The organism is Arcticibacter sp. MXS-1, from assembly GCF_041902385.1.
Taxonomy (GTDB): domain Bacteria; phylum Bacteroidota; class Bacteroidia; order Sphingobacteriales; family Sphingobacteriaceae; genus Arcticibacter.
Window position 1 is genome coordinate 3,118,647 of record NZ_CP169244.1, and the last position, 26,444, is coordinate 3,145,090.

29 protein-coding genes, 1 tRNA gene and 1 pseudogene are annotated in these 26,444 nt (G+C 43.7%); 20 read left to right on the forward strand and 11 right to left on the reverse strand.

The window, feature by feature from the left end; genetic code table 11:
* Positions 1 to 14 precede the first annotated feature (14 nt).
* Positions 15 to 1,427 (reverse strand): aspartate ammonia-lyase, encoded by a 1,413-nt coding sequence (aspA, locus tag ACES2C_RS13430; RefSeq protein WP_374163605.1) that lies wholly within the window; start codon positions 1,425 to 1,427, stop codon positions 15 to 17.
* A 56-nt stretch (positions 1,428 to 1,483) separates the two neighbouring features.
* Entirely contained in the window at positions 1,484 to 2,818 is a 1,335-nt protein-coding gene (locus ACES2C_RS13435; protein WP_374163606.1) for an anaerobic C4-dicarboxylate transporter family protein, read from the reverse strand.
* 523 nt (positions 2,819 to 3,341) lie between these two features.
* Between ACES2C_RS13435 and ACES2C_RS13440 the strand changes: the two genes are divergently transcribed.
* The 11 genes and pseudogenes from ACES2C_RS13440 to ACES2C_RS13490 all read left to right on the forward strand — a co-directional run bounded on the left by ACES2C_RS13440 (position 3,342) and on the right by ACES2C_RS13490 (position 9,878).
* Positions 3,342 to 4,028, forward strand: coding sequence for a DUF6266 family protein (locus ACES2C_RS13440; protein ID WP_374163607.1), 687 nt, complete (start codon positions 3,342 to 3,344; stop codon positions 4,026 to 4,028).
* Positions 4,029 to 4,120: 92 nt separating this feature from the next.
* Complete coding sequence (locus tag ACES2C_RS13445; RefSeq protein ID WP_374163608.1) at positions 4,121 to 4,282, forward strand: hypothetical protein; 162 nt, start codon at positions 4,121 to 4,123, stop codon at positions 4,280 to 4,282.
* 67 nt (positions 4,283 to 4,349) lie between these two features.
* Positions 4,350 to 4,895 carry a hypothetical protein gene (locus ACES2C_RS13450; protein WP_374163609.1) on the forward strand — a complete coding sequence of 182 codons (546 nt, stop codon included), beginning with the start codon at positions 4,350 to 4,352 and terminating at the stop codon, positions 4,893 to 4,895.
* Positions 4,896 to 5,690: 795 nt separating this feature from the next.
* Positions 5,691 to 7,067 (forward strand): RHS repeat domain-containing protein, encoded by a 1,377-nt coding sequence (locus tag ACES2C_RS13455; RefSeq protein WP_374163610.1) that lies wholly within the window; start codon positions 5,691 to 5,693, stop codon positions 7,065 to 7,067.
* 2 nt (positions 7,068 to 7,069) lie between these two features.
* The gene (locus ACES2C_RS13460) at positions 7,070 to 7,594 is read left to right on the forward strand and encodes a hypothetical protein (RefSeq protein WP_374163611.1); all 525 of its coding nucleotides are present in this window, start codon (positions 7,070 to 7,072) and stop codon (positions 7,592 to 7,594) included.
* Between the two features lie 28 nt (positions 7,595 to 7,622).
* A complete protein-coding gene (locus ACES2C_RS13465; RefSeq protein ID WP_374166952.1) occupies positions 7,623 to 7,832 on the forward strand; it encodes an RHS repeat-associated core domain-containing protein in 210 nt (69 codons plus the stop codon).
* A gap of 143 nt (positions 7,833 to 7,975) precedes the next feature.
* Positions 7,976 to 8,395: a hypothetical protein gene (locus ACES2C_RS13470; protein ID WP_374163612.1), complete on the forward strand. Its 420-nt coding sequence runs from the start codon at positions 7,976 to 7,978 to the stop codon at positions 8,393 to 8,395.
* Positions 8,392 to 8,829 (forward strand): hypothetical protein, encoded by a 438-nt coding sequence (locus ACES2C_RS13475; protein WP_374163613.1) that lies wholly within the window; start codon positions 8,392 to 8,394, stop codon positions 8,827 to 8,829. Before ACES2C_RS13470 ends, ACES2C_RS13475 begins: the two co-directional genes overlap by 4 nt.
* Before the next feature lie 28 nt (positions 8,830 to 8,857).
* Positions 8,858 to 8,995: pseudogene (locus ACES2C_RS13480) on the forward strand (RHS repeat-associated core domain-containing protein); the annotation flags it as partial.
* 9 nt (positions 8,996 to 9,004) lie between these two features.
* Positions 9,005 to 9,643, forward strand: coding sequence for a hypothetical protein (locus ACES2C_RS13485; RefSeq protein ID WP_374167009.1), 639 nt, complete (start codon positions 9,005 to 9,007; stop codon positions 9,641 to 9,643).
* 4 nt (positions 9,644 to 9,647) lie between these two features.
* The gene (locus tag ACES2C_RS13490) at positions 9,648 to 9,878 is read left to right on the forward strand and encodes a hypothetical protein (protein WP_374163614.1); all 231 of its coding nucleotides are present in this window, start codon (positions 9,648 to 9,650) and stop codon (positions 9,876 to 9,878) included.
* A gap of 262 nt (positions 9,879 to 10,140) precedes the next feature.
* On the opposite strand, the gene ACES2C_RS13495 is transcribed toward ACES2C_RS13490, so the two are convergent.
* From ACES2C_RS13495 to ACES2C_RS13505, 3 genes are read right to left on the reverse strand one after another with little or no spacing between them, the layout of a single operon-like run.
* On the reverse strand, positions 10,141 to 11,739 hold the full coding sequence (locus ACES2C_RS13495) for an IS66 family transposase (protein WP_374163615.1): 1,599 nt from the start codon (positions 11,737 to 11,739) through the stop codon (positions 10,141 to 10,143).
* Between the two features lie 50 nt (positions 11,740 to 11,789).
* On the reverse strand, positions 11,790 to 12,119 hold the full coding sequence (tnpB, locus tag ACES2C_RS13500) for an IS66 family insertion sequence element accessory protein TnpB (protein ID WP_374163616.1): 330 nt from the start codon (positions 12,117 to 12,119) through the stop codon (positions 11,790 to 11,792).
* Positions 12,119 to 12,394, reverse strand: a complete 276-nt coding sequence (locus ACES2C_RS13505; RefSeq protein ID WP_374163617.1) for a helix-turn-helix domain-containing protein — start codon at positions 12,392 to 12,394, stop codon at positions 12,119 to 12,121. Before ACES2C_RS13505 ends, tnpB begins: the two co-directional genes overlap by 1 nt.
* A gap of 149 nt (positions 12,395 to 12,543) precedes the next feature.
* On the opposite strand from ACES2C_RS13505, the gene ACES2C_RS13510 reads away from it, so the two are divergent.
* The gene (locus ACES2C_RS13510) at positions 12,544 to 13,089 is read left to right on the forward strand and encodes a hypothetical protein (protein ID WP_374163618.1); all 546 of its coding nucleotides are present in this window, start codon (positions 12,544 to 12,546) and stop codon (positions 13,087 to 13,089) included.
* Positions 13,090 to 14,257: 1,168 nt separating this feature from the next.
* Here ACES2C_RS13510 and ACES2C_RS13515 read toward each other — a convergent pair.
* A tRNA-Ser gene (locus tag ACES2C_RS13515) sits at positions 14,258 to 14,345 on the reverse strand.
* A gap of 263 nt (positions 14,346 to 14,608) precedes the next feature.
* Here ACES2C_RS13515 and ACES2C_RS13520 point away from each other — a divergent pair.
* A complete protein-coding gene (locus tag ACES2C_RS13520) occupies positions 14,609 to 14,905 on the forward strand; it encodes an ABC transporter permease (protein WP_374163619.1) in 297 nt (98 codons plus the stop codon).
* Positions 14,906 to 14,916: 11 nt separating this feature from the next.
* Here ACES2C_RS13520 and ACES2C_RS13525 read toward each other — a convergent pair whose 3' ends face one another.
* Both ACES2C_RS13525 and ACES2C_RS13530 read right to left on the reverse strand, forming a co-directional pair.
* Entirely contained in the window at positions 14,917 to 15,282 is a 366-nt protein-coding gene (locus tag ACES2C_RS13525; protein WP_374163620.1) for a glyoxalase, read from the reverse strand.
* 67 nt (positions 15,283 to 15,349) lie between these two features.
* Positions 15,350 to 16,462, reverse strand: a complete 1,113-nt coding sequence (locus tag ACES2C_RS13530; RefSeq protein ID WP_374163621.1) for an acyltransferase family protein — start codon at positions 16,460 to 16,462, stop codon at positions 15,350 to 15,352.
* 477 nt (positions 16,463 to 16,939) lie between these two features.
* On the opposite strand from ACES2C_RS13530, the gene ACES2C_RS13535 reads away from it, so the two are divergent.
* Both ACES2C_RS13535 and ACES2C_RS13540 read left to right on the forward strand, forming a co-directional pair.
* The gene (locus ACES2C_RS13535) at positions 16,940 to 18,319 is read left to right on the forward strand and encodes a glycoside hydrolase family 43 protein (protein WP_374163622.1); all 1,380 of its coding nucleotides are present in this window, start codon (positions 16,940 to 16,942) and stop codon (positions 18,317 to 18,319) included.
* 143 nt (positions 18,320 to 18,462) lie between these two features.
* The gene (locus ACES2C_RS13540) at positions 18,463 to 18,963 is read left to right on the forward strand and encodes a hypothetical protein (RefSeq protein WP_374163623.1); all 501 of its coding nucleotides are present in this window, start codon (positions 18,463 to 18,465) and stop codon (positions 18,961 to 18,963) included.
* Positions 18,964 to 18,985: 22 nt separating this feature from the next.
* On the opposite strand, the gene ACES2C_RS13545 is transcribed toward ACES2C_RS13540, so the two are convergent.
* Entirely contained in the window at positions 18,986 to 19,948 is a 963-nt protein-coding gene (locus ACES2C_RS13545) for a helix-turn-helix domain-containing protein (RefSeq protein WP_374163624.1), read from the reverse strand.
* Positions 19,949 to 20,034: 86 nt separating this feature from the next.
* Between ACES2C_RS13545 and ACES2C_RS13550 the strand changes: the two genes are divergently transcribed.
* Both ACES2C_RS13550 and ACES2C_RS13555 read left to right on the forward strand, forming a co-directional pair.
* Entirely contained in the window at positions 20,035 to 20,571 is a 537-nt protein-coding gene (locus tag ACES2C_RS13550) for an NAD(P)-binding protein (RefSeq protein WP_374163625.1), read from the forward strand.
* Between the two features lie 103 nt (positions 20,572 to 20,674).
* Positions 20,675 to 21,070 (forward strand): hypothetical protein, encoded by a 396-nt coding sequence (locus ACES2C_RS13555; RefSeq protein WP_374163626.1) that lies wholly within the window; start codon positions 20,675 to 20,677, stop codon positions 21,068 to 21,070.
* Positions 21,071 to 21,073: 3 nt separating this feature from the next.
* Here ACES2C_RS13555 and ACES2C_RS13560 read toward each other — a convergent pair whose 3' ends face one another.
* Positions 21,074 to 21,436, reverse strand: a complete 363-nt coding sequence (locus ACES2C_RS13560; RefSeq protein WP_374163627.1) for a winged helix-turn-helix transcriptional regulator — start codon at positions 21,434 to 21,436, stop codon at positions 21,074 to 21,076.
* 104 nt (positions 21,437 to 21,540) lie between these two features.
* Here ACES2C_RS13560 and ACES2C_RS13565 point away from each other — a divergent pair, with 104 nt between their 5' ends.
* Positions 21,541 to 22,209, forward strand: a complete 669-nt coding sequence (locus ACES2C_RS13565; RefSeq protein ID WP_374163628.1) for an NAD(P)H-dependent oxidoreductase — start codon at positions 21,541 to 21,543, stop codon at positions 22,207 to 22,209.
* A 281-nt stretch (positions 22,210 to 22,490) separates the two neighbouring features.
* Positions 22,491 to 24,080, forward strand: coding sequence for a DUF6377 domain-containing protein (locus tag ACES2C_RS13570; RefSeq protein ID WP_374163629.1), 1,590 nt, complete (start codon positions 22,491 to 22,493; stop codon positions 24,078 to 24,080).
* A 357-nt stretch (positions 24,081 to 24,437) separates the two neighbouring features.
* Here the strand turns inward: ACES2C_RS13570 and ACES2C_RS13575 are convergent, their stop codons facing one another.
* Positions 24,438 to 25,184 (reverse strand): hypothetical protein, encoded by a 747-nt coding sequence (locus tag ACES2C_RS13575; protein ID WP_374163630.1) that lies wholly within the window; start codon positions 25,182 to 25,184, stop codon positions 24,438 to 24,440.
* Between the two features lie 762 nt (positions 25,185 to 25,946).
* Here ACES2C_RS13575 and ACES2C_RS13580 point away from each other — a divergent pair.
* Entirely contained in the window at positions 25,947 to 26,441 is a 495-nt protein-coding gene (locus tag ACES2C_RS13580) for a hypothetical protein (protein ID WP_374163631.1), read from the forward strand.
* Positions 26,442 to 26,444 lie beyond the last annotated feature (3 nt).

The window sequence follows — 26,444 nt, forward strand, 5'->3', positions numbered from 1 at the left end:
CGTTTCTGTGTGTGTTAATTGTTAATGAAGACGGGGTTGATCATATTTTCGAATGAAAATACTTCTTCCCATTTCTCCTGCGTGATGTAGTGGTATTTATCGACCGCAAGCGCGTGTACTGACATCCCTGTTGCAAGCGCTTCTTTCGCAATTGCTGCACAAACTTCATAACCCAGGATTGGGTTTAAGGCCGTTACAATGCCGATGCTGTTCATCACGGCATTGCGGCAAACTTCGACGTTTGCGGTGATGCCAGTGATACATTTCGACTGCAGGGTATAACATGCATTTTCCATGTAAGTCAGCATGGTAAACAAACTGAATGCAATCACAGGTTCCATTACATTCAGCTGAAGCTGTCCGGCTTCGGCGGCCATTGTAATGGTGACATCAGCTCCAATTACGTAGAATGCTGTCTGGTTAACTACCTCAGGGATAACGGGATTTACTTTCCCTGGCATAATAGACGAGCCTGGCTGAAGCTTTGGCAAGTTGATCTCATTGAGACCGGTGCGCGGTCCTGACGACAGAAGCCTCAAGTCGTTACAGATCTTAGAGATCTTGACAGCACATCTTTTCAGCGTTCCGGATAACTGTACGTACGCTCCGGTGTCGGATGTAGCCTCAATGAGATCTTCTGAAAGAGAAAGCGGAATGCCGGTGATCTCCTTCAGGTATTGCGTAACCAGCTCAGGGTATCCCGGAGGCGTATTGATAGCAGTTCCGATGGCGGTAGCGCCCATATTTACCTCGGTAATGAGCATCTGCGCTTCCTTAATCCTTTGAATATCTTCCTTTAGCGTGGTTGCAAAGCCGTGAAATTCCGCGCCAAGGGTCATTGGTACCGCGTCCTGCAATTGCGTACGGCCCATCTTCAGCACTTTCTCAAACTCTTCACCCTTCTTGTCAAACGCTTCCCTAAGCACTTCAAGGGCTTCTACAAACTTGAGGATCTTATTGTACAAAGCGATCCGGAATGCAGTAGGGTAGGCGTCGTTCGTGCTTTGTGAGAAGTTGACGTGATTGTTGGGGTGCAGGAACCCGTACTCACCCTTCTGGTGACCCATGTACTCCAGGCCAAGGTTAGCAATAACCTCATTGGCGTTCATATTAACCGACGTCCCTGCGCCGCCCTGTATCATATCAGTTGGGAACTGGTCGAGGTATTCCTGGTTGATCAACTTATCGCTGCCATAGCAAATTGCTTCAGCGATTTTAGGATCAAGCACGCCACAGTCTCTGTTGGCCATCGCTGCGGCCTTTTTTACATAACCTAAGGCTTGTATCAATAAGGGTTCTTTAGAAATCGGTAGTCCCGTAATATGAAAGTTTTCAATCGCTCTCAACGTTTGTATACCGAAGTATACTTCATCTGAAATCCTGCGTTCTCCTAAGAAATCATGCTCTATTCTGGATTTTCCTTCCATGGTATATAAAATTAAAATGTGTTATTAATAATATTCGATGAGTTGGTATAGCAGCCTTAGGTGCCAAAGAGGATCACCAACAGGAATCCCGCAGCCACAGCTACAACAGTGGAAACAACGCCCGGGATCATGAAGCTGTGGTTTAACACATATTTGCCGATCCGTGTGGTTCCGGTCTTATCAAACCCGATTGCCGCAATGATGGTCGGGTAGTTCGGGATGAAAAAGTAGCCGTTGACTGAGGGAAACATAGCGATCAGAAAGCCTGCCGGGATGCCCAGTGCGACGCCAAGCGGCATCATCGCTCTCACAGTAGCTGCCTGACTGAACAAAAGGATTGACATCACGAACAGCGCGGTTGCGAATGTCCATGGCGCGCTTAAGACCATATCCTTAATTCCCATTTCGATGAACGAGTAATTTCCCTTAATAAAAGTGTCGCCCATCCAGGCAATACCGAAGATGGCTATTACCGCTTCGCTGCCTGATCTGAAGATATTTCCCGATGAAATGGCCGATACTTTTACCCGCGATACGAGGATAATAAGAGCTGCTGCCGCCATCATGACCATTTCGATAATACTGACCATTGAGAGGGTGCTTGTCTCGCCGCTTGCTGAGGTCCAGGTGGGCCGCAGGCCGGGAATCGCGCCAAAAAGAATGATAACCAGTACCCCAAGCAGGAAGACGGCCACAGACACCTTTGCCGTTGCCGGAATTTCTGATAATTCGACCGACTTTGATTCTTCGGCTATTAATTTTACATAGTCGGGATCTTTCAGTTTCTCATTGAAAATAGGATCGCTCTTCAACTCCGCACCAATCTTATTAGTGACGAATGCACCAACAAGCACGCCAATGAGTGTTGCCGGAATGCTGATTTTCAGGATGTCAACGATTTCAATGCCCTGAGGCGCTAATAATGCTGCTAACGCGACTGTTGCCGCTGTTATCGGGCTGGCTGTTATGGCCTGCTGGGACGCGATCACGGAAATGCTGAGAGGTCGCTCTGGTCTGATTCCGGTCTTGGTGGCCAGCTCCGCTATAATGGGTAATATTGAATATGCAATATGACCGGTGCCGGCAACGAAGGTAAACAGATAGCAAACCAGGGGAGCTACAAAAGTGATTCTTTTAGGGTTTTTGCGAAGCATTTTTTCTGCAAGCCCGACCATATAAGTAAGGCCCTGAGATGCCTGCAATGCCGCAGATGCTGAGATCACCGAGATAATGATCAGCATGACGTCAATAGGAGGGGTAGTCGGTTCGAGTTTGAATATGAAGGTAAGGATCAGAAGTCCAACTGCTCCCATTACGCCTAAACCAATGCCCCCAATCCTGGCCCCAACGAATATCGCTGCCAGAACAATTAATAGTTCTAAATAAAACATGTATGCCCTTTCTAAGTGTGTGAAGAAGAGAAAAAGTGTCAGGAATACCAGGACTTGGCTGGCCTTCTATTCTGGTTCTGCTGTCAAAAGTGAGGTAAAATACACGTTACAAAAATGACTATAATCATTGTTGTAACTGATGTTTCGCATAGGATGATGAGGCTCTTTAGAAGAGCGCCTTGCCTTTCTTACGTCGGCAGAGGCGTGCCTCCATTTAGTGAGTGCCAATCCTGGGACATATGCGAGACTTGTGGCAGCCCCGTCTTAGTCAGAACCGACTCAGAACCGACTCAGGACCGACTCAGGACCGAGTCTGCACCGAGTCAGCAACGACTCGTGCCGGTCCTGACTTGGTTGCAATACGGTCTTGGTTTACACTTGCTTTTTTCCTGTAGCGTCTATATCTTTGATCATATACGAACCAGTCTTTGACCAATACCTAAATTATCTAACAGATGGCAACCTACACGCCGGGACCACTCGGTCCGCTAAAAGGAAAAATGGGCACTTTAGTGGCCAGCAGATGGAGAGACATTTATTACCTCAAAGCCAGATCAGGAAGATCTACAAAGGAACCCACAGAAAAAAGAAGAAGGCACAGCAGGCCTTTGGCTTTATCAGCAGCTGGCTCAGTCCTATGCGTCAGGTCGTCCTGAAGCAGTTTAAAGATTATCATCCAGGTTGGGACGGACGAATGTCTGCACTGTCCTATAACTCAAGGCACGCGCTGATCAAAACAGCTGACGGATTTGACATCGATTACCGGGCCGCCCGTTTTTGCTATGGCGACCTGCCCGGCGCGTTGGAGACCGCCGTTTCGCTTAAAGATGAGAATACCCTGGTGATCACCTGGAGCAGAGAGGTCGGGGATGGAGCAGATGATTCCGACGCCGTGATCTCTATCCTTTGCTTTCCCGCGTGGGAGCATCAGCTGCTGCCGCATTTTTATGGATCAAGAAAGGACGGGCGAGTGGAAGTGAAATTTCCTTCAAGTGTAAAAAATGGACTACTCCATGTTCAGATCGCTTTTAAGTCGCTGATAAACGAACGGGTTTCGATAAGCCAGTACGCAGGCTTCATTGATTTTGGAGAGCCAGGGGAAGCAGCCGCAGTTGCGGGCGAACACCAGGCCGTTTCCTGTTGCCAGCCGTCAAGCATTACTGGCGGACTTATTAAACCCCAGGGCGTTCACGAGGGACGAGAGTTATGAGCCGGTGAATAACTGCTGCAGAATAGCGGGGGAGTAGTTTGGAGGGGTATTTATATTATAAAACGGGACGACGTCTCAGACTTACTTTTCCAATGGGGGATCCGGATGGCGGGATTTTTGAAGACCAAAGAGCCTGGATATGGTCAATATTTAACGGAGGTGGTGGAAGAATTGAAAGAGGTGAAAATGGTTGGTTTGGATATGGCAAAATGGAAAATTTAAGTTTGCAATCCCATGTAAAAGGTCATCAATAAGAGATTATCGGAACAGTCTTTGTATGCTGGAAGTGTCTCTATATGTACTGCTTTAATGTTTCTAAGTATGTTCATTTTCTCTTGTAGACGACCTATTTCTCCTTATATTATCTCCAAAGAAGATAGTCTAAGAAAAGTTACTCATACAAATGCTCAGGGAATAGTATTGGATTTACCAAAAGTTAAGTATGCGCCATATACTTTTATAATCGATTCGAATAATATTGTTTATTTCTATGCATTTCCCGAGGAAAGGAAGCAAGGAGGTACAACAGATGGGGAAGAGCCAAATACAATAGGCCTGTTACCTAATCAGGTATTTATCATCCCCCAGGGACACGAAGAGCGTTTCTTTGAGACGAACGTACTGACACTAAAAACTTCTCGCGTCCATAAAAACGTCCTATTAGCATCGTTTCGGGACACCATAACCAATAATTTGATTTCCTATATAAGCAAAGTTTCTTCAGACCCAACAAAAAAGATCTCCATGAAGATAAGACTTGCCCTGCCGGAGGAACGTAGGGTTATAAGATTCAAACTTGACGGACAGTATTATCCAGTAGGTAATAGAAGCTCATGTGCCTGTGGAATAATGGAAATGCAGCAATAAGTCCTGAGCAGCTGAAAGCTCAGGTTTACACAAAAGTACAGTGGGACAAGAAAGATACTACCCGCAGGAGACATTGAATACGGCTGTAGGCAGCTAGGGATTATTAGTTGGGGGGAGATCTTGGACTTGTAAGAGGTACTTTGTATTTTAGATGCGTTTTATCCGCGAGCTCAAATCAATTCTAATGAGCATGTTAAGAAAAATATATTATTACTTCTTTTTCCAGCTAGACAATCTGTTTAAAAATTCCCTTGACACCTACCATGAATGGAAGGCGTGGATTGTGATTCAATTTGTTCAAGGAGTGTTAATTATGCAGATTTCCAATTTCCTCACAAAAGGAGAGATTTTAAAAACCGGAGTGATATATGATGCCTTACTCGTTTCGATTGCCATAATTTTAAGTTGGTGGAATTACGGTATTTTTATAAGGAAACGCTATTGGCAGCGATATGTTCCCGAATTCAAATCGATGACTAGAATGACGAAGATTATTTCAAATACAGGTATCGCTTTGTTTTTTATTGTTTTTATTTGGTTTTGTTTCTTTTTGAAAGTTGCATGAACTTTTTAGGTTACGAAGGAATAGAAAAGGGCGAGTTATGCCAGCAATCGCGGGTACAGGGTCAGCATCGACGAAATCTTTTGCGCATGTTCTTTCTCTAAGGATCAATACAAGAAGGAGGTAAAAGTTGAATGTCTTTCTGACCTCCCCCGGAAAACATCAGCTACGACAAAGGGGGCAACATCCAGACGTTAAGTCGTACAGGAGGAAGCAGCGCTAAGATCGATGAGTTGAGCTACGCGTATAAAAACAGCGGACAAAGCAACCGGCTGGCAAGTGTTACGGATGCAAGCGGCAATGATGCGGGACAACTTAATGGAACGGCCGAATATACCTACGATGACAATGGCAACCTGATAAAGGATAGCAAAAAGGGAATTGAAATCACTTATAATCAGTTGAATTTGCCGAGTACAATTACTAAGGGGAATGGAACAATTCGCTATATTTACGACGCGGCAGGAAGGAAGTTGAGGAAGGAGTTTACGGGGAACACCCGGGATTACATTGGGGGGATTGAATACGGGGACGGCGGACAGCTGGATTTTGTCCAGACGGAGGAAGGCAGGGCGATCAAGTCGGGGGACAAGTTCAGCTATGAATATATGCTGAAGGATCATCTGGGGAATACGCGTGCTGTAGTGAAAGAAAATGGAGAAATCCTGCAATTGAGCGACTATTATGCCTTCGGTATGGAGATGGCCAAGAACAAGATGAGTCCTAGTCCGGACAACCGCTACAAGTACAACGGGAAGGAGTTGCAGGAGGATATGGGACTGAACCACTATGATTATGGGGCGAGGTTCTATGATCCGGTGATTGGAAGGTGGACAACAATTGATCCGAAAGCCGAAAAGTTTTTAGATTTAACTCCGTACAATTATGGATTTAATAATCCAATATTAATAGTTGATTTAGATGGACGAGAGGGAATAGTAGTTATTGGCCAACCAGGAGACCATAAGAATAAAAACCATTTTATTGATAATGGCTTAGCTAGGGCAAAAGCGTTGGCTAAAGAATATAAGAAAGCGGGCAATGGAGAGAAAGCTACAATACTAGTATATAAAGGCAAAGATGGTAGTGCTAGTTTTTCTGATAAACAGATTGCTAGCTTGGAAAAAAGTGCAGGGAAAGCCGGTGTTAACGTGAGAGTTGTAGAGAGTGGGGATGACGTAGTTGATTATGTAAATAATAAGACCGGAGGCGATTCTCGTTCCGAGGATCTGGTATCCAACTTTACTTACGTGGGTCATGCTACACCAGGAGACCTTGACATAGGTTGGGTTAACCATGGGGCTTTAACATCCGCCTTTAGTGAAGAGTTAGATGTTTCTCAATTTAATAAATCGGCGTTTACTTCAAATTCAAATGCGGACTTAGTAGCCGCGTGTCGAACAGCAGTTCCCGGAATCATAGAAAGAAGTGTTGCAGAGCAGATGGCGGACAAAGTTGGCGGAGTCGTACAAGGTTCTAATGTGAGGGTGCAATTTGACGGTGGGGTCAGGACAAATCAACAATTGCTTCGTTCCAACAATGGACGAGTGGTAATTATACAAGGTCGTGGAGGAGTAAGTAAACAAAGTCAGGAACATAGGAGAAAATAGTGATGAAATCTTTAAAAAAAGTGATTTTCATAACATCACTCATAGCAATACTACTAAGTATAATCAGTGTAATAGCTGGTTATACGTTAGTTATTCCAATATCTAGAAGTGAACAATTAGATAGTCAGGTTTTAGTTAAAGGAGATACAATAAATATTTTCAAGAAGGTCGATTTTTCAAAGGGAGATTGGAGTGTGTATATTAACTTAAGCAGAAATGATTTTGAAAACTTAAGCCCCGCTATAAAAAAGACCTCTTGTCTCAAGACTTCTGATATCAAGGTGCTCGAAAGGATTAGAAATCAATGGAACTTTGTCTACAGTGGTACAGACATAGCAACTGCTGAAAGTATTATATACATATTTAAAAATAACAAGCTTGTTTTTAAGTCTGGAATTGTACTGGACAAAGACAGGCAAGGATTGCAAAACAGTACTTATGGATGGATGGAAGCTACAGAACCTGGAGTGTTGGCAGAAACTTGTAAAAACTTCAAAAAAGTATATTGGCCAATAATATTTTTATAAATTGTAGAGCAGTGAGATAATAGACTTCATAGTTCAATATGATTACGGCGCCAGGTTCTATGATCCGGTTATAGGCCGTTTCAACGTCATAGACAGGTTTGCAGAGAAGTATACCGACTTTTCGCCATATCAATATGCGGGAAATAACCCTATTAGGTATGTTGATATGAATGGTGATTCTATTTCTGTCAATTTAATACAGGGGGCGGTAAAAATGGTAGAGATTTATATCAAATAAAACTTACTGGTAAAGTTGTTGATAATACATCTAAAGGATTAAGTCAAAAGCAACTTAACAAAATCGCGGGCCAAATTGCCAAGGATTTTGCAAGTTCTTTTACAGGCAAAGATAAGAACGTAGAGTTTTCTGCAACCGCCGATGTGACCGTCGCATCAGCATCAAATCCGTTAAGTAAAGGAGATCACGCCTTGAAAATTGTCGATGATGTAGCATCAGCAATAGGTCAGCAAGACCCTCCAGGGGGTAACATCGAAGGGTACGGGCCTGTTGGTCAAAATGTTGTTTACTTAGAAAAGGGTACTAATTATTCAAGGACTGGTCCTCATGAACTTGGTCATAGTTCTGGCTTAGCCCATATTAAAGACTTAATGGAAACTTTACCGAGTGGAAAAACTCGGCCATATACAACAGATAGTTTTCCTGGAAATTTGATGCACCAGTCTCAAGATATGAATTCACAAGGACAGCCAGCTGCCGGATATAGTATAGAATCTTTTCAAGTAAAAGAAATGTATCGATTATATAAAGCCGGAGCTTTAAATAGGGGACGTCAACAATGAAGAATATTTTTATTTTTTTCGTAGCAATTATTTTAGCAGGTTGTAGTATCAGTAAACTTCATTCTAAAGGAGCCAATGATTTTATTGTCTTGTTCGGATCTGGGTTTAAAAATGACACAGTTTCACTTCATATTGATAACAAACAGATTTTCAAAGATAGAATTCTTCAAAGTGATACTGTATCTGGTATTGTACGTAGTGTAAGCATAGTAAAAAAGAATAACAGGCTCTCGCTTCTAAACTCAAAGAATGAGAGTATGAATGTAATGGATTTCAATAACAGCAAGGAAATCATTGTTGTTATTGAAATTAATCATAAACCCCATAAATTAGCTGTTTCTCTCAATAAAGGTTATATTATTATGGTTAATAGTCAATCGTTCTATAATAAAGTAAATATCTCCCAAAACAAAAAAGTGATACCTCTAGATTGAGTAGTAACTGTGCCTGATCTCTCGATGAGTGGATTACTATGATTACGGGGCAAGGTTCTATGATCCGGTCATTGCAAGGTGGACTACTATAGACCCCTTGGCAGAGATCTCAAGGAGGTGGAGTCCGTATAATTACGTATCCAACAATCCAATCAACCGGATTGATCCTGATGGGATGACTGATTTTACGTTGAATAAAAAAACTGGCGAAGTAAAACAGGTGGGTGAAAAAAATGACGATCCGGATCGTATTGTCAGAACAAATAGAAAGGGTGAAGTTGTTCGCAATAAAAAAGGAGAAGCCAGAGTTGCTATTAATGGAATTGAAAAAGGAATTCTTAAGGATGGCCAAAACTTTCGGGATAAAGATCAGGTAATCACTGTAGGTGGCGAAGGCCAACCGTCTGTTGAAGGAGTTAAATCTTTTACATTAAATCTTTCAGAATATTTAGGAAATGAAATCAAAGGGTACTCGTATTCATCAGATGGTTCTAATAAGGTCACAGATATGGTTTTAGGTGGTTATAAAAATAACACATTGACGAGTTCTTACGGTACCGTGAGGGAACTACTAGTTAAGTACGGAGCTAACTTTTCTTTCAATAATATTTTACAAGAGTTTCATACGCATCCTAATGGCGAATTAGGAGCCACTCAATCGGCACCTGAACTTTCACAAGACGTTAGAGGACTTCAAAGCGATAAGCCCCAAATTCCCAAAGCTACTTTTATTATTCTATACAGAATTCAAAATCAAGCAACGCCTGCAGAATACGATTATACTCATCAATATACACCGACATCAAAGAAATAATAAGATGAAGAAATTATTAATGATATTTATTATGCTTGGTGTTTCAACATGTAGTATTTATGCTCAAAATAAAACTATTAAAGGAAAGATAATTGATGATAAATTGAACGCTTTGCCATACGTTACGATTTTATTTAATGACAGTATTGAAGTTGGTAGAACAGATTTAAACGGTTTTTTCCAAATATCAATCCCTGCTGCTGGAAAAAAATATCGTTCAATACCGTTGGAATAGAATCGGCGTCTATAGAACTTGCAGATAAATGTGATGAAGTAGAGGTTGTAATGATGCAAAGATGTACTTGTGACTTTATGACTCTGAAAAAAGTAGATAGACTTCGAATGAAAAGATTTAAGAAGCTACCGCAATTACATAAAGAAGCATTTGAGAAAGGCATATTTAAAACCGATAAGGCTTGTTATGTACAAGAGTTTATCCCCTAAGCTGGTGCACGCGTGTCGCGTGTATCGGTTATAAAATCCAAACGCCTGGTTCTTTAAGTAGAGCCAGGCGTTTTTGTATTATTAGGGTATCCGCCCGACGAACCCATCTTTTGGGACTCGATTAGTTTCTTATAATTCTGCGGATAGAGGTCACGAATGTTCTTATGGTTAATGGTCATGACGTTTTGCAGGGCGTGTTTCAACCACTGCAGCGGATTCACCTCATGCTTTTTGCAGATGGCGAAAAAGGAATAGATCATCCCTGCTCTGGCAGCTGCATCATGGCTTCCTGCAAAGAGGTAGTTCTTGCGACCCAGAGAGATGGGCCTCAGTGCATTCTCGATTTGGTTATTGTCAATCAACAAGCTTCCGTCCTGCAGATAGGCGCTTAGCTTATCCCAACGCTCCATGGCATAGCGCATAGCCTTCCCGATCTGGCTTTTGGGTAAGGTATTCTTTACCTCATGAAAGATCCATTTTCCCAGTTCATTGATCACCGGAAGAGATTCTTCCAGGCGAAGCGCTTTGATTTGCTGGGCACTCAGTCCTTCCTCTTTTGCCTTTCGCTCTACTGCATATAAAGCCTGGATAAGCGACAAGGCTTTGGTTGCCCTGGTTTTATCATTATCCAGTGCCCGTTCAAACTCTCTTCTGGCATGAGCCCAGCAGGCTACCGGTGTTACTTCTGTCCGCTGTCCTATCTTTTGGTAGACGGCGTACCCGTCACTCTGGAGGTATCCTCTAAAGTGTTTCAGCATCTCCGTAGTGGCTGCCGCACCCCGGGTAGGCTGATAGTCCATCAGCACCAATCCATCCAAAGGACTATGGTAGACCCAATACCAGCCCATATGGGCAGCACCTTTCTTTTCGCTTTCCAATACTTTGATCGAGGTCTCATCGACCTGTAAATACCCTTTGGCTTTGATATCAAACCTGAGTTGCTGGTAGAGTGGTTCCAGTCTTTCCAGCGCCTGTTTGACCCAGCCTTCAATGGTAGAGGAGGCTATGGGGATGTTTTCCCGGGCGAAGCGTTGCTTCTGTCGGTACAAAGGGAGATGGTCAACATACTTATCAGTAAGGATCATGGCCAGCAGCCCTGCTCCCGGAATCCCTTTATCAATGACTCGTTCGGGAAGTTCTCCGGTTTTTACTCCTTCTGTATTTTTAGCGACATATTTATAGCGAATGTAGCGGCGGATAAAGAAGCGGGCAGGCTCACATTCCAGTTCTTCGGTTATATCCTTTCCAATGCAGACCATATCCGTTAGATCACCCTCAGGGTGGATCTCAATTTCTTCTACCGGCAAGTGTGCAGGCAAGGCAGCACGGCCTTTATGCAAAGACTGCTTTTTGCGGGTATAGGTGATCTGTTCTTTGATTTCTTCCTCTTGAAAGGCTTCTTCTTCTGGGGGAGCTTCAAATGGCAATACCCCTTGTGCAGGGTCACCTTCAAAGCGTTCTCGCTTCTGGCCGAACTGCAGGCGCTCTAAAAGATCGACACGGGCTTTGAGGTAGGTGATTTCTTCTTCCTGTTTAATAGTTTTTGCTTCCAGGGAAGAAGCTGCTTTTTGATGGGTTTCTACGGCCTTTTGTTCTCGTCTCAAAAGAGCAATCAACTCCTCTTTTGAGAGGTATTCCAGTGCCGTATCCATGGCATGAAATTACACAAAAAAGGCTGTCATTGCAAGAAAAAAGCCACTTTTTATGCCTGGTAGCGGCGTAACTGGCGGCTCTTCTGAACCTGTATCCCTTCGATCATCAGCACCAGCTCGGCCCAGCTCAGATGCTCCTTTTTAGGAGTGGGGAAAGTGCCCTGCTCAAGCCGCTTATAGTAAAGAACGAAGCCGCCGTGTTCCCAGTGTAGAAGCTTTATATGGGTGCGCTGGCGGTTGAGAAAGACGAAGACTTCTCCTGAAGATACTTCTCTGTTTAGCTCGGAGGTGACCAGCCCGCAAAGGCCATCAAAACTTTTACGCATATCACAATGGCCCTGATAGAGGAAATATCGATGCGAGGAGTTCAGGCTGAACATTAATACAGATGAATGAGCTGAGAGATGGTCTTCAGATCTGAAGCAGGTACTTTGATGCGCACGCCGTTAGGGTAGCTAACCTCTACGGCCTCTACGGATCCGGCTACGGGGACTAAGGGTAGAAATCCTTTCTTCTTTTCTGACTCTTTGCTACGGGATACCCAATAGGCAAAGGTGGCCACTTTCATTCCTAATTGCCGGCTAAACTCTTTTTGGGTAAGCCCGCTCTCGCGCCAGCGGGCCACTTCTGCCTTCATTCTTTCTCTTTGATCCATTACTTTATCTTTATCGTGCAGGCAAAGTAAGGCCATTAAGAATTGAAGGTCAAGATGGGTTCGTCGGGCGGGTACTCAATAAGAGATCATCGGAACAGTCTTTGTATGCTGGAAGTGTTTCTATATGTACTGCTTTAATGTTTCTAAGTATGTTCATTTTCTCTTGTAGACGACCTATTTCTCCTTATATTATCTCCAAAGAAGATAGTTTAAGAAAAGTTACTCATACAAATGCTCAGGGAATAGTATTGGATTTACCAAAAGTTAAGTATGCACCATATACTTTTGTAATCGATTCGAATAATATTGTTTATTTCTATGCATTTCCCGAGGAAAGGAAGCAAGAAGGTACAACAGATGGGGATGAGCCAAATACAATAGGCCTGTTACCTAATCAGGTATTTATCATCCCCCAGGGACACGAAGAGCGTTTCTTTGAGACAAACGTATTGTCACTAAAAACTTCTCGCGTCCATAAAAACGTCCTATTAGCATCGTTTCGGGACACCATAACCAATAATTTGATTTCCTATATAAACAAAGTTTCTTCAGACCCAACAAAAAAGATCTCCATGAAGATAAGACTTGCCCTGCCGGAGGAACGTAGGGTTATAAGATTCACACTTAACGGACAGTATTATCCAGTAGGTAATAGAAGCTCATGTGCCTGTGGAATAATGGAAATGCAGCAATAAGTCCTGAGCAGCTGAAAGCTCAGGTTTACACAAAGGTACAGTGGACAAGAAAGATACTACCCCCTAGGAGACATTGAATACGGCTGTAGGTGGCTGGGGATTATTAGTTGGGGGAGTTCTTGGATTTGTAAGAGCTACGTTGTATTCGGGAATGAATGCGTTTTATCCGCAAGGATGGAATGGGCCTACTAATAATAATGAATCTCTGCAAAGGGAGAATTCGGTCGATCCTGGTTTATAGCCACACCGAATGGTGCGCTCCAATCAATTCTAATGAGCATGTTAAGAAAAATATATTATTACTTCTTTTTCCAGCTAGACAATCTGTTTAAAAATTCCCTTGACACCTACCATGAATGGACGGCGTGGATTGTGATTCAATTTGTTCAAGGAGTGTTAATTATGGAGATTTCCAATTTCCTCACAAAAGGAGAGATTTTAAAAACCGGAGTGATATATGATGCCTTACTCGTTTCGATCGCCATAATTTTAACTTGGTGGAATTACGGGATTTTTATAAGGAACCGCTATTGGGAGCGATATGTTCCCGAATTCAAATCGATGACTAGAATGACGAAGATTTTTTCAAATACAGGTATCGCTTTGTTTTTTATTGTTTTTATCTGGTATTGTTTCTTTTTGAAAGTTAGCCACTAACTTTTGGTTCCGTTAGGGCAAGTCGAACTGATTGTGTTGAGTAGCGGCAGCAAACTGTTGTCGCCAATCTCTGCTACTGCTTATAGGTAAGTTGGAGGGGGATTTAGCTATACGCTTACGGGTAAATCTGACTTGCTGTATTGGGAAGACTATAGTGAAAATAAAGACGTAGCAACAAAGTTCGAGGTTGAAAAAGGTAAAGAAACCATTATCGGAGTACTTTGTGACGCACTAATTTGTATATACATCAAAGAGTAAAACTATCTATTGTTACGAGACTGCAAATTGAACTGTGTCATTGGCGCCCACGGCATATTACCCATGCAGGCTTGCTTTAAGTCTGTCCTCAAACATATAATAAAGTTGGATAAAGTCGAGCTCCAGTTCTTAGCGGCATGGTCCACTAATAATAATCAATCTCTGCAAAGGGAGAATTCCGTCGATCTTGGTTTATTTTCCACCGCCCAAATCTTATGATTCGAGCCGTTTTTACTGTTTCCTAAACTTCTTTTGGCGGAGAGAGAGGGATTCGAACCCCCGGACCTGTGACAGTCAACGGTTTTCGAAACCGTCGCATTCGACCACTCTGCCATCTCTCCGTACACATAAGTACAAAGCTTTTCTTTTTTCTGCAAATTTTAGGTCTTAATTTAATTTAAGCGCTTCGCTATCAGAACTAAAATTTTTGCTGTACGCTCTGGACGGTACAGATGGCGCTCTGAAAGATTGCACAGTAAGAGGACGTCGGTAACTTATCTATCCCCCATCGGAATTGTTGCTTTTGCTGGACTTAGAATAAGTACATTTAGGTGACGAATTAAGGCGAAGGAAGAAAGGTGCCAGTTGGACAAGGCGTCTATGGATGCTTATATATGCTTTCGGAATACGGAAAGTGTTGGGTGCATCGGTGCTAAGAATCGTGATCCTCATTAGCCGGGATTTCCTTCGTCTGGTAATACTCGCCATGATAATAGCGGTGCCGCTTTGTGTGGTAGTGATGAACCAATGGCTCAATGGGTTCGCTTATCGTATCAGTATCAGTCCTTTTGTTTTCGTTATAACTGCTGCCCTCACTTTATTGATCGCCTTTGCAGCCGTGGGATGGCAGTCTTTCAGGGCGGCCCTTGCTAACCAGGTGAAATCGATCAGGAACGAGTAGGATGGGTAAAGTTAACCGGAGAACTGTCCGAAATGCCATAGCACACCAGAGGGATCGTGCAAAAAGCATTCGCTGCCCCAGTCCTCTGTCCTGATCGGGGAGAGTCTTGCACCGGGGTATTTGGCCGGTAATTCCATGGCCAGTAAGTGCTGGTAATAGAGATTCACGTCTTCCACTTCAATAAAGACCATGGTGTTGTCTATCCAATCTTTCGCATAGTAATCCTGGAGATAGAAGGCCACTCGCCCTAATTCAAATAGCGACATTTTGGGGGTGAGTACTCCTTCCTGGAAACCTAGCGTTCGGTAGAAGTCCCGGGACAGGTCAAAGTTCTTTGCTCCGATAAAAGGGCGGATCGAAAGAATTTGCTGCTTCATGTTGTTTTCAATTTATGGGATTGTGTTTTTGCAAAAGTTGATAACCTGTTATTTGTAAAGCAAGGTGTCAAGCATCGCCGGCTCTTGGGTTGAAAAGTCCTTTGTTTCTCCGCTCCGTCAGGTACTTCCGGACAGGGATATCATAAATTGTCATTACTAAATACGCTGCTCCGACGAGCAGGATTACTCCCGCCGCAATGATGATCGCAAGCTGCATAGAGCCGAGCTTATTGCTGGTGTAATAGTTGCCGAACATCCAGATAACCGCATAGTGAGTCATGTACAATGGATAAGAGATTTGCCCAAGGAATACGCACACCTTTTTTAATCCGGATGTGACGGAGGCCCCTGCACCCAGCGCGATCAGTAAAGGGAAGTAAAACAGTACAACCAGTGGTTCGGTCGCTGAATTCCACTTCGTTCCGGGCATTATGAACGCGAGGAGCAATAAGATGGCAATGGCTGGAAAGCCCAGACCATTTTTTATGATCCAATTGGAGCGGTAAACAAGAAGTCCTGCGAGAAAAGAATAAGAGATGCGCGCACCGCCGTCCCAAAAGGTAGGACCGCTCCAGCCGCCCAATAAATTCCCGGAACGGTAACTTACAAAACAGATAGCGCCAGCCGCCAGGACAGTTAAAAGCATCAGGTAGCGGCGCCCCATCTTATAAAGGACAAATGCATAGACGACATTCGCTACGTACTCCCAAAAGAGTGACCAGGAGGGTGCATTGAAGCTGAACAGGTTGAATCCCCGATCTTCTATTACTGGAAGAGGGATGAGCAGCAGCGAGCAGAAAAAAGTCAGGAGGATCTTGCCCGCACTGTACAATTCAGGATGCCCCCCAAAGGGGTCGAATAAAAATGCCAGCAATCCCAGCACTGAGCCTCCTATAATAAGGGGATGCAACCTGATGAGTCGCGACTTGAAAAACTCCCAGGGACCCATTTTGCCGATGCGATCGTCGTAAGCATACCCGATCACAAATCCTGAAAGGCAGAAGAAGAAATCGACAGCTAGAAAGCCGTGGCCGATAAAGTTCTCATTGTAGTCGGGATATACCCACTCCATGAAATGAAACGTTACAACGGAGAGGGCGGCAACGCCCCTTAATCCATCGAGGATTTCGAAATGATGTTTTGCTTTCAGAATAGAAGGGGCAGTTTTATTTAAGTCCATTTAATGTGTCACGGTTACGTTGTTGCTCATAGGCAAAAGCCATTGCGTTCCCACAGTCCAAGTTATCTAAAATTGACAAGCCGGCCAAGCAAACTTCGCAGACCTTCTTTAGGATTGCTACTTCAGCGTAACTTCTTTGCTATTCTACTACGCGGTCAAGCGGGAGAGGGGTGCTATGAACCAATTAAAGCAGAAGAGGCATATTCATATAGGTTAACGTTCTATTGATAAATGGTAGAGGCGGACATTATCCTTCATCTGAGAATATAAGTTAAGTGAACTATGGCGTTTTTGGATGTGAATTAAAGAACCTCGGTTTCTGATAGTGCGCTCAACGGCACTTTTGACAACGTTGGACTTTGTATCCGACAAATTTTGTGAAGCTTAAAAAATTAATGTAATTTTCACAATTAATATTGAGTCAGACGCCGATGGTCTGCCCACTGAAACTAACTGCTTTTAATTCCATTACTGACCATGAATATTTACAGACTTTACCTGAGTTTCGCTATCCTGTTGTTTTCCAACGTTTGCAGCGCTCAAAACCCAATCATTCAAACAAAGTTTACAGCGGATCCGGCACCACTGGTTTATAAGGATACGGTGTTTTTGTACATGAGCCATGATGAGGACGATGCCTTCGGCTTTAAGATGCAGAACTGGCTACTATATACCTCTACTGACCTGGTAAACTGGACGGATCATGGAGAGGTAGCCTCGCTAAAGGATTTTAAATGGGTGCCTTATGACAACGGCGCCTGGGCCCCCCAATGTGTCGCCCGTAATGGAAAATTTTATTTGTATTGTCCTATGCCGAACGGAGTGGGTATAGGAGTATTAGTTGCGGACAGCCCTTATGGTCCCTTTAAGGATCCAATCGGCAAGCCGTTGATCAAAAACAGCACAGATGATATAGACCCGACGGTATTGATTGACGACGATGGACAAGCCTATCTTTACTGGGGGAATCCTAACCTGTATTATGTGAAGCTGAATGAGGATATGGTTTCTTACTCAGGCGAAATTATCAAAGACGCTTCTATTGCTAAGGTAAAAGAGCAGGCTGACCGCTTTCATTACCAGGAAGGTCCCTGGGCGTTTAAGCGTGGCAAACATTACTATATGGCCTACGCATCCACCTGTTGTCCCGAAGGCATCGGTTACGCCATGAGCGATTCACCTGCAGGTCCATGGGAATATAAGGGCTCTATTATGGACGGCGACCGAAGGTCGAGCGGCAATCATCCGGGAATTATCGACTACAAGGGCAAGTCATACGTGTTCGGTTTCAATTATGCCATTTCGAAAAAACTTTATTCAAGGCATTCTGAGAGACGTTCTGTTTGCCTGGCAGAGCTAACCTATAATCCGGACGGCACTATTCAAAAACTGCCGTTTTGGTCTGAAAGCGGAGTTAAGCAATTGGGGACACTCAATCCCTATAAGCGGGTGGAGGCCGAAACCATCGCCTATAGCGAAGGCCTTAAAACGAATGAGGCAGTTGAGTGGGAAAATGACTCCCCATGGAACAAGGGGCGAAAAATTGCGGAGCGGACCTTTGTATCTTCTATAAACAACGGGGATTATATTAAAGTGAGGGGAGCAGATTTCTCACAAGGCACATCCTCCATAGTTGTTAGTGTAGCTCCGCTTTATAGCGGAAAGATTGAAATACATACTGACAAGATCGACGGTCCGCTGGTAGGAACGATCGTGATAGACGCATCGGGCGAAGGCGACAAATGGAGAACTGTTACCACTCCTGTTAAAAGTATTAAGGGCGTGCACGACTTGTTTTTCGTTTTCTATGGTAAAAACGACCTTTTCAATTTTGATTGGTGGCAATTCAATAAATAGGCTAGCAGAGCTCGGATTGAAAAGGGGCGCGTGTTGTGGGTCCTCCGTAAGGAACATTTCCTTTTCTCAGTTTCAGCGGTACATCTTTAACTCCTGGCAGGAACAATTACCTGTGTAATGGCGTTAAACTACCAATGATGTGTATGAAATATATTACGGTAATGATTTTTCTGACCTCCCTGGTATCTTGTCAATCCAGGAAGGCGAGAGAATTCGACGCCTTTCTGGATTCAACAGAACGGAAAGTGTATCGCACATTGGTGGGCGACAGCTTGGAAGACATCCGTTTAAAGGCCCTGATCGAAATGAAACCGAATGAGGCGCTTTCTGTAGGAAAAAGACAGGCAAATGAACTGTCAAATGTCATTAAAGAAATTGAGAATTCAGACGTTAGTGATATTAAAGAAGCGAAAGCCCTGAAGCAGGCTGCCATCAATTATTATCTGGGCCTGCTTGACTTAAAAAAAGTAGACATACAGGAGGCCGAGCTGATGCGTGCTCATCAGGAAAATGCGCGAAAAGCGGAACAAGACAGCTTTAATTTGCCTCGCAAACGCCTTCAAATCCATAGGATCATCAGCGTTAGGGAGGAGGCGATGCATCAGGCGAGACTGAGATTTGAGAAAGCTAATGATATCCCTTAGCAAGCTGTGCGATTTCAATTGATCACTTCATAAACTGGTTCCGCCATTTCTTAGGTTTGATGCCATGGTGTTCTTCAAAAAGCCTTCCAAAATAGCTCAAATTGCTAAAGCCGAGCCGGTAACCCGCTTCTGACACGTTCAACTTATCCTCCTTAAGTAATCTCGCCGCCTCCGACATGCGGAGATGCTGATGGTAGTCATAAAGCCCTTTGCCAAACACCTGCGTAAAAAACTTGCGGAGTTTCAATTCGTTCATGCCACTCAGCCGGGTTAACTCATCAAGCGACAGGGGCTTGTCAAGCGAGGCCGTCATCGCATTCCTGACCCGATATACTGCGTCAATTTCATTGGCATTCATTTGCTGATGCCCGATAGGTTCCCTGTAGGAAAGGTTGTTGAACAGGTGGTAAAGCATCGTTAAACACTTCAGCCGGTAAAATGAATCTGCGAGTATGGGTTCCCGGGCGCAATGCATTACTTCGTCAACAAGTACGGCGATCTCTGGCGACATAAACTCCTCGATCCATAAAGTACGTTCCGCATCAAAAAGATAGCTAAAGCGCTGCTGGTCTTTACCCAGGAACTGCTTCAGGTAAGCGCGGTCTATCAGAATTGAGATTTGGGTGACTTGCGTTTGTCTTGAAAACCTGACCATACTTTCCAGATGCCAGGGGGTGATCCGAACATGGGCACGTTCATAGTCCTCAGGCTCGCTTGAATTTTTTGTCTGATTCTCCTGATTGCGGTAGATATTCTGAAAGGAGATTAACAGACTATTCTCCATGGCGGTGATGGGAGGCCTGCGAAATGTAACGTCCTCCAGAACCAGGAGCGAGCGGACCATCACCAGCATCTCTGGCATCAGATCGATAACCCTCACTTCGTGCATCTTCAACCTGGCTAGCCCGGAAGCCTGCTCCTGAATCGGTACACCAATCTTCTCAGCCAGGTCGAGTATTGCTTTCACTTGATCTTTTTTGCTCATTATGGACTATTATTTCTAGCTATAGGGATATTTTGTCCCTAAATCTAGCGATAACTTTGTTGGGATTTATAATTCATGCATTCTTTATGAAAAAGAGGATTTTAATTTCCGGAGGGGGTATTGCAGGAATGACTGCTGCCAGGCTATTATTCAACCAGGGGCATGAAGTCACGGTGATAGATAAAGCCAGGAAGGATGTGGCCATTCAGTGCTATCTGCGAATCACAGACGACCTTGCTTCCAAACACGCCCGGGTACCACAGTTGCTAAAGGAAACATTCAGGGATTATAAGGCCGATGTACAACATCTGATTGATAGCTTCCTGAAAAGCGGGTTGATGTTTGCAGATAAAATGGGCATGGTTCACGCACCGGCTCTGACCAATGGCAAGCTGGTTTTGCTGGGCGACGCGGGATACTGTCCGACCGCTTTATCCGGCATGGGTGCATCGCTGTCGATCTACGGTGCTAAAGCGCTGGCTCATTTTATGAAAAAATCACCGGACGACCTGGCCGGTGCGATCCAGCGCTATGACTCTCTTATGCAGCCTATATCCGAAAGTTTCGGAACAATGCGAGAAATAATGCCGAATCATTTATACCGGACGACGAAGTCGAACTGAAGCGTTTTACCGACCTGTTTAGTACAGCTTCAGAAGATGAGATTAGCAGGGTCATGACCGCCCAGATCGCTTTAACACCACAACAGTTGAATTTTTTATCAGAATGACAAGTATAAGATATAAGCAGGCATTATCGATTGCCGTCGGATTCGGTGCGATCGGACTTTTAAGTTCCATTTTTGCGAAAATTCAGGGGATTATTTACCCGGAGTCACTTACTATTTTGGGGCGGTCCGGGCTGAGCGTCGCTGACAATGTGCAGCTCATAATTAAGCTGGTCTGCCTTGCTCTAAGCAGTTTAGCGGGTGGAATGCTCGTTAAATGGATCGGCGGAAACCGAAGGGCAAGCATAATCGTTGGTGTCCTGATTATGGCTGTGATCGGATGGTTGTGGTTAAATACCGGCCAGCCTGCCTGGTTTTGGATTGTGTCGTTCGTTCAGGTTATGCCGGCCGTTTTGTTGGGTTATAAAGTGATAACAAGGGATCGAAGATCATGACGGCTAAATGGAATGCAAATGGGGACGCCGCCGGGCATCGCCCCATTTTTCCATTGCATGCCAGACGGGACTTAACAGCTTGGCGGATTCGGTGAGCGCGTAGCTTACTTGTACAGGCACGTCAGGGTGAACCGTGCGGGTAACTAAACCGTCTTTTTCCAGTTCTTTAAGTTGCAGAGTCAGCATACGCTCAGTGATATTGGGCATCTTTTGTTTTAGTTGGTGATAGCGCATTGACCCTTTTTCCAGTTTGTACAAGATCAGCATTTTCCAGCGGCCACTAATGAGGTTGTAAGTATAAACCATCCCACAGAACTCCTCAAGGGCCTGCCGGTTCTGGTTATTCGTTGATGTTTCTTTTCTCATAAAACGCACATTTTTGTTCGTTACGCACAACGGGTTGCGGACTTCAAAGGTACGATCCTGAGGCTTATTTTCGTTGCGGTAATGTTCACACAAAATAAAGAAGTATGAAAATATTGATCGTTTATGCACATCCTGAACCTCGGAGTTTTAATGGGGCAATGTTCCATGCTGCGCAAAAAGCGCTAACGGCGGCAGACCACGAAGTGCGTGTTTCTGATTTGTATGCAATGAACTTCGATCCAGTATCGGGACCTCAGAATTTTATCAGACTACAAAACCCCGTTTTCTTCAAGCAGCAGCTAGAGGAGATGTATGCCTCCGAGAAGCAGCTCTTTATCCGGCAGATCAACGAGGAACAAGATAAGCTCGAATGGTGCGACCTGATGATCTGGCAATTCCCGTTATGGTGGTTTAGTGTGCCCGGTATAATGAAGGGCTGGGTCGACAGGGTGTTTGCCATGGGGCGAGTGTACGGTAGCGGCAGGATTTATGATACCGGTGTCTTTATCGGCAAACGAGCTCTGCTATCATTAACGACCGGTGGCCCGCAGGAAGATTACATCGACGGCGGTCTTCAGGGGGACTTGACGGGAATACTTCGACCGATTCTACGCGGCATTCTGCAATTCACCGGTTTTAGTGTGCTTCAGCCGCATGTGGTTCACGGCCCCGCCCGGATGTCTGCAGATGACCGGCATCTGGAACTGGAACGCTGGCAAAGCCGTCTTGATGATATTTTTTCTGAGTCGGAGATGCTGGTAGGGCAGTATTGATTTATGATCCGTATTATTAGTAAATTGACCATGGAAATCGTAGTAGGCAGTAATGATGTACTCAGTCCTCTATTACTTTTCCTAGTCAGGTATTTCCGCACATGGATATCGTAAATAACCGTCACACCGTACGTTGCTTCGACGAGGACCAGGCGATGCAGTGGTAAGAACCCGAACAATAAAAAACCTGCGAGGCATCAACTTGCAGGTTTTTTTTATTGTAATATATTTGATCGTCGCCATTATATTAATTCTAACACAGGCTACAGAAAAACTTCGATATGATGAACTTTATTTACCCGTTTTTATTGTTGATTTCATTGACTGTCAGAGGTGGAAATGGGAATGAGGGGCTGCTGGTTCAGCTCAAAGGTGAGCTTGCTAAGAAGAGTGTGTATGACAACCGAAAAGAAAGTATCATCACAGCCTTAAAATCAGAATTGGAACGATGTGCAGCTACTGATCTTCATCGAAAATATCAGCTTTGCGACAGGCTATTTGAGGAATATAAGAGCTACCAGTACGATTCTGCCTACGTTTATACTCAGAAGATGATCGCCTTAAGTCAGGCGATGCACGATCTGCCTAAGCAATATGAAAGCAAAATAAAGCTTGGTATTATTCTGATCTCGTCTGGTATGTTTATAGAGACGCGTGAATGCCTGAACCAGGTTGATCCGAAAATTCTCAACAGAAAGTCTAAACTTCTTTACTACCGCTTGAAGTGCGTGTTTTACTCTGAACTGGCCAATTATAATAATGATAAGCATTATACCGCACACTATAGGGAGGAATCCCTCAAATATCTTGACAGCGCGATTGCCCTTGCGGAGAAAGGTTCGTTTGAACAAATAATGTATAAGGCGGAAGTTCCTGATACGGTAGGGCAGAATACCAGGAATTATAAATATTACGAGCAGTTACTTTATCACCACAAGCTCACCCAGCACCAAAGAGCTATGATCGCAGCGGCTTTAAGTGATCATTATGAAGGCGCTGAACGGATGAAGCTGCTTTGCATTGCGGCGATAAATGATATCAGGTCCTCCACAAAAGAAACGTTGGCGGTTTATAAGATAGGGAGGAACCTATTTAAAAATGGAGATGTAAAGGGCGCTTACTTTTTTATGCAGGAGGCGTTGAGCAATGCTCAGTTTTACGGATCGAGGCTTCATAAGATGGAGATCGCATCTGTCTTACCCGACATCGCCGCGAATAATATTTTAATGTCTGAAAACGAAAAGAACAAGTTCATCATTTACCTTTTGTCAAGTCTTATAGTTGTACTGATCATAAGCCTGATATCTTTCATCGTCTTTATACAGCTTAAGCGGCTGCGTGTCAAAGAACGGATTATAGCCGAAAAGAACAGTCAGTTGGAAAAAATAAATATCCGCTTGTCGGAAGATGCCCGTATTAAAGAGGAATATATCGGCTCTTTTTTCAATATATTTTCCGAGTATATTTTGAAGCTGGAAAAGCTAAAAAGAAATGCTGAACGAAAGATAAAAAATGAGCAATACGAAGATGTTGTTGCGCTTCTGAATCAGATTAACATCAAGCAGGAACGCGATCAGTTGTTTCGTACCTTCGACAGGGTATTCTTAAAACTGTTTCCAAATTTTATCACTGCTTTCAATGCTCTTTTAAAGCCGGAGGACCAGATTCAGCTCAGAAGTAATGAAGTCCTGAACGCTCACTTAAGAATATTCGCGCTTATCAGACTCGGAATCACTGATAACGAAACAATAGCTAAAATACTTGAATATAGCGTTAACACGGTTTATACTTATAAGTTCAGAATTAAGACCAAAGCGCTGGTAAGTCCGGATGAGTTTGACAACCGCATTATGGATATTAAGGTTGAATAGCACTTATGGTATCTCAATTTTGTAAGCCGTCACTATTTTACATGCTACCCCTTCTGCTCGTTTACGTCGGTCACAGGGTAAAAGTGCAGGATCTAAGCCGGCAGAATCGGATTTTCTGGCACGCTAATGAGGATAACGGAATCACATGGGATATTGTGAATGCAAAACGATTACAGTAGATCCGATGAGTCTATGTACCGGGCCTACCTGTGTTCTGAGTACAGCGACGACATATTAGCTGCGATCACTATAGGTGAAAGGAAATACGAAACCGGTGTACTGGGCTCACAAGAAACGCCTGCCTGGGGATTTCAGCGGCTACTTCACGTGTACTAGAAACTCGAGTGATATAACTATCTATTCTACGCCTTTCAAAGTCAGGATAACTCCCGAATATTTTTCGTGACCAGATCCAATATACAGCATGTCCGCTCCAGAAAAATTCTCTTTCCTCGGCTCCTCTTTTAGTAGACGATAGTCCATTTTCTCAACATGCTCATTCCAGTCATTTTCAGAAGATGGCTTTATTGATTCCAGGTCTTCCATCTTGAATAGCGGCCGTTCGAGCATTTTCTTAGAGCGTTTCACAAAGACGGTATCACCTTCAATCTTATCAATTTTAACCCAGCCGCCAGGCAATCCGTTTATACTATTGCCTTCAGCATCTGTGAAGAAATTAGCTCCATACATTTGTCCAGCTTTTATGTGTTGTACAGATTTGGCAAGGTTTTCCTTTTCACTACGGTATTTTTTCCCGTCTCTACTGAGTTTTATTCCATAAATTATAGAGCCTGTTGTTGCGATAGCGAGCATAATAAGATACCCTTTCCAAAGCTTAAAATAAGGAATTGTGAGGGTTTTCTTGAACCTTTTTACTTCCTCCTTAATTTCCTGTGAATAATTTCGGGCGTGGACAACTTGGCCATTCCCATTCACTAATCTCGACATTTTTACAAGACCACCACCGATGGGAAGCCCCAGGAATTTAACGGCCGGTATAATAATGTGAAGATTGAAGTTTTCTGATTGTGTCTTTCCTTTTAATGTAGCTGTGATATTTTTGCTGCCTAGAAGATATTCGTAACGAGTGTAAAAAAATAACATGATTTAAGAAAATGTTTTTATACAAGGTATCGGTCGAGATCCTCGTTAGAAAAACAACAGACAAATATTGTGCCTCTTGATATTAAAGATCTAATATTAGTAAGTGTTTCAGGGATTGACATAATGACCAAACTGAACCGATATGGCATTATTTTGAAAGGCATTTGATTAACAAGGATGGCATAATAGCCGCTGCACTCACCTCGCTTGCCAAGATTTGCTACCAGTACCTGTTTAAAAAGCGTAATTTGTCTTCCTTTATACGGGGGGGGGGGCCTGCCGTATTTATGGTCATTGTAGATCTATGGCTGGTGGGATAAAATAGATCCGGCTGCAAGGGTAGATATGATAGACGCTATAGTATTCATCGGTGGGTATATTTTTGCCTACGCGCTAATACGTAACTATTTTTACGTCCGCTCTCTCAAAAAAGATGTTCAGCTAAGCCAATTCAAGCACGAACTGGATGCCCTGAAAGCACAATTAGATCCGCACTTCCTGTTCAATATTTGTAGCTCACATTATGCTCGGCCAGCGCGTCCACGTTTGTTAGTCGGTATACCGCGTTGGATACCTTGTTACCAGGCGCTTTTGTCTCTCTGTGTGTCCATTAGCCAAGGGCAGGAAAGCGCCTGTATATTCATAAGTATAGCTTAGCCTTTGAAATACCAGCAATCCGCAAAAGGTGTGGGCAGTAGTAACCAATCTGTCAACCACGGAGTCGTGCAGGGAAGGACGCATAATTTCGTAAATTAGAAATGTATGAGAGAACTCGAAGAAAACCTAAATGGAAGAATTGTTGTCCCCGACGAATTTCAGGAGGTGTTTTCCCATTTTTATTTTGCTGAAAACAGATCTTCGGCGACCATTACCAGGACGCTGATGCCGTCGTATCAAACCATCATGATTTTCAGTTTTGGGATTAATGCGTACATCCACCAGAACAGTAGGGATCGGATTGAAGTACAGAAATGTATCGTTTTGGGTCCTGTCAGGAAAGCGTTTGAATACTCACTCCCTCCGACAAACAGGATTTTGGTAGCCAATTTTAAAGACGATGCATTTTATCGTTTTTTCGGAGCCGCTGCAATAGCGGATCATTTGCCGATTGACCCTGATTCACTAGTGGAAGAAAACTGTTTTACCGTTTTATGGCATAAGCTTAACGAACTCGTTAACAGAGAAGACCAAGTTCGATATATCCTGGACTTCAGCAGACCATACCTTAAGAGCGAAATGCTATTACCGGCCAGCTGATAG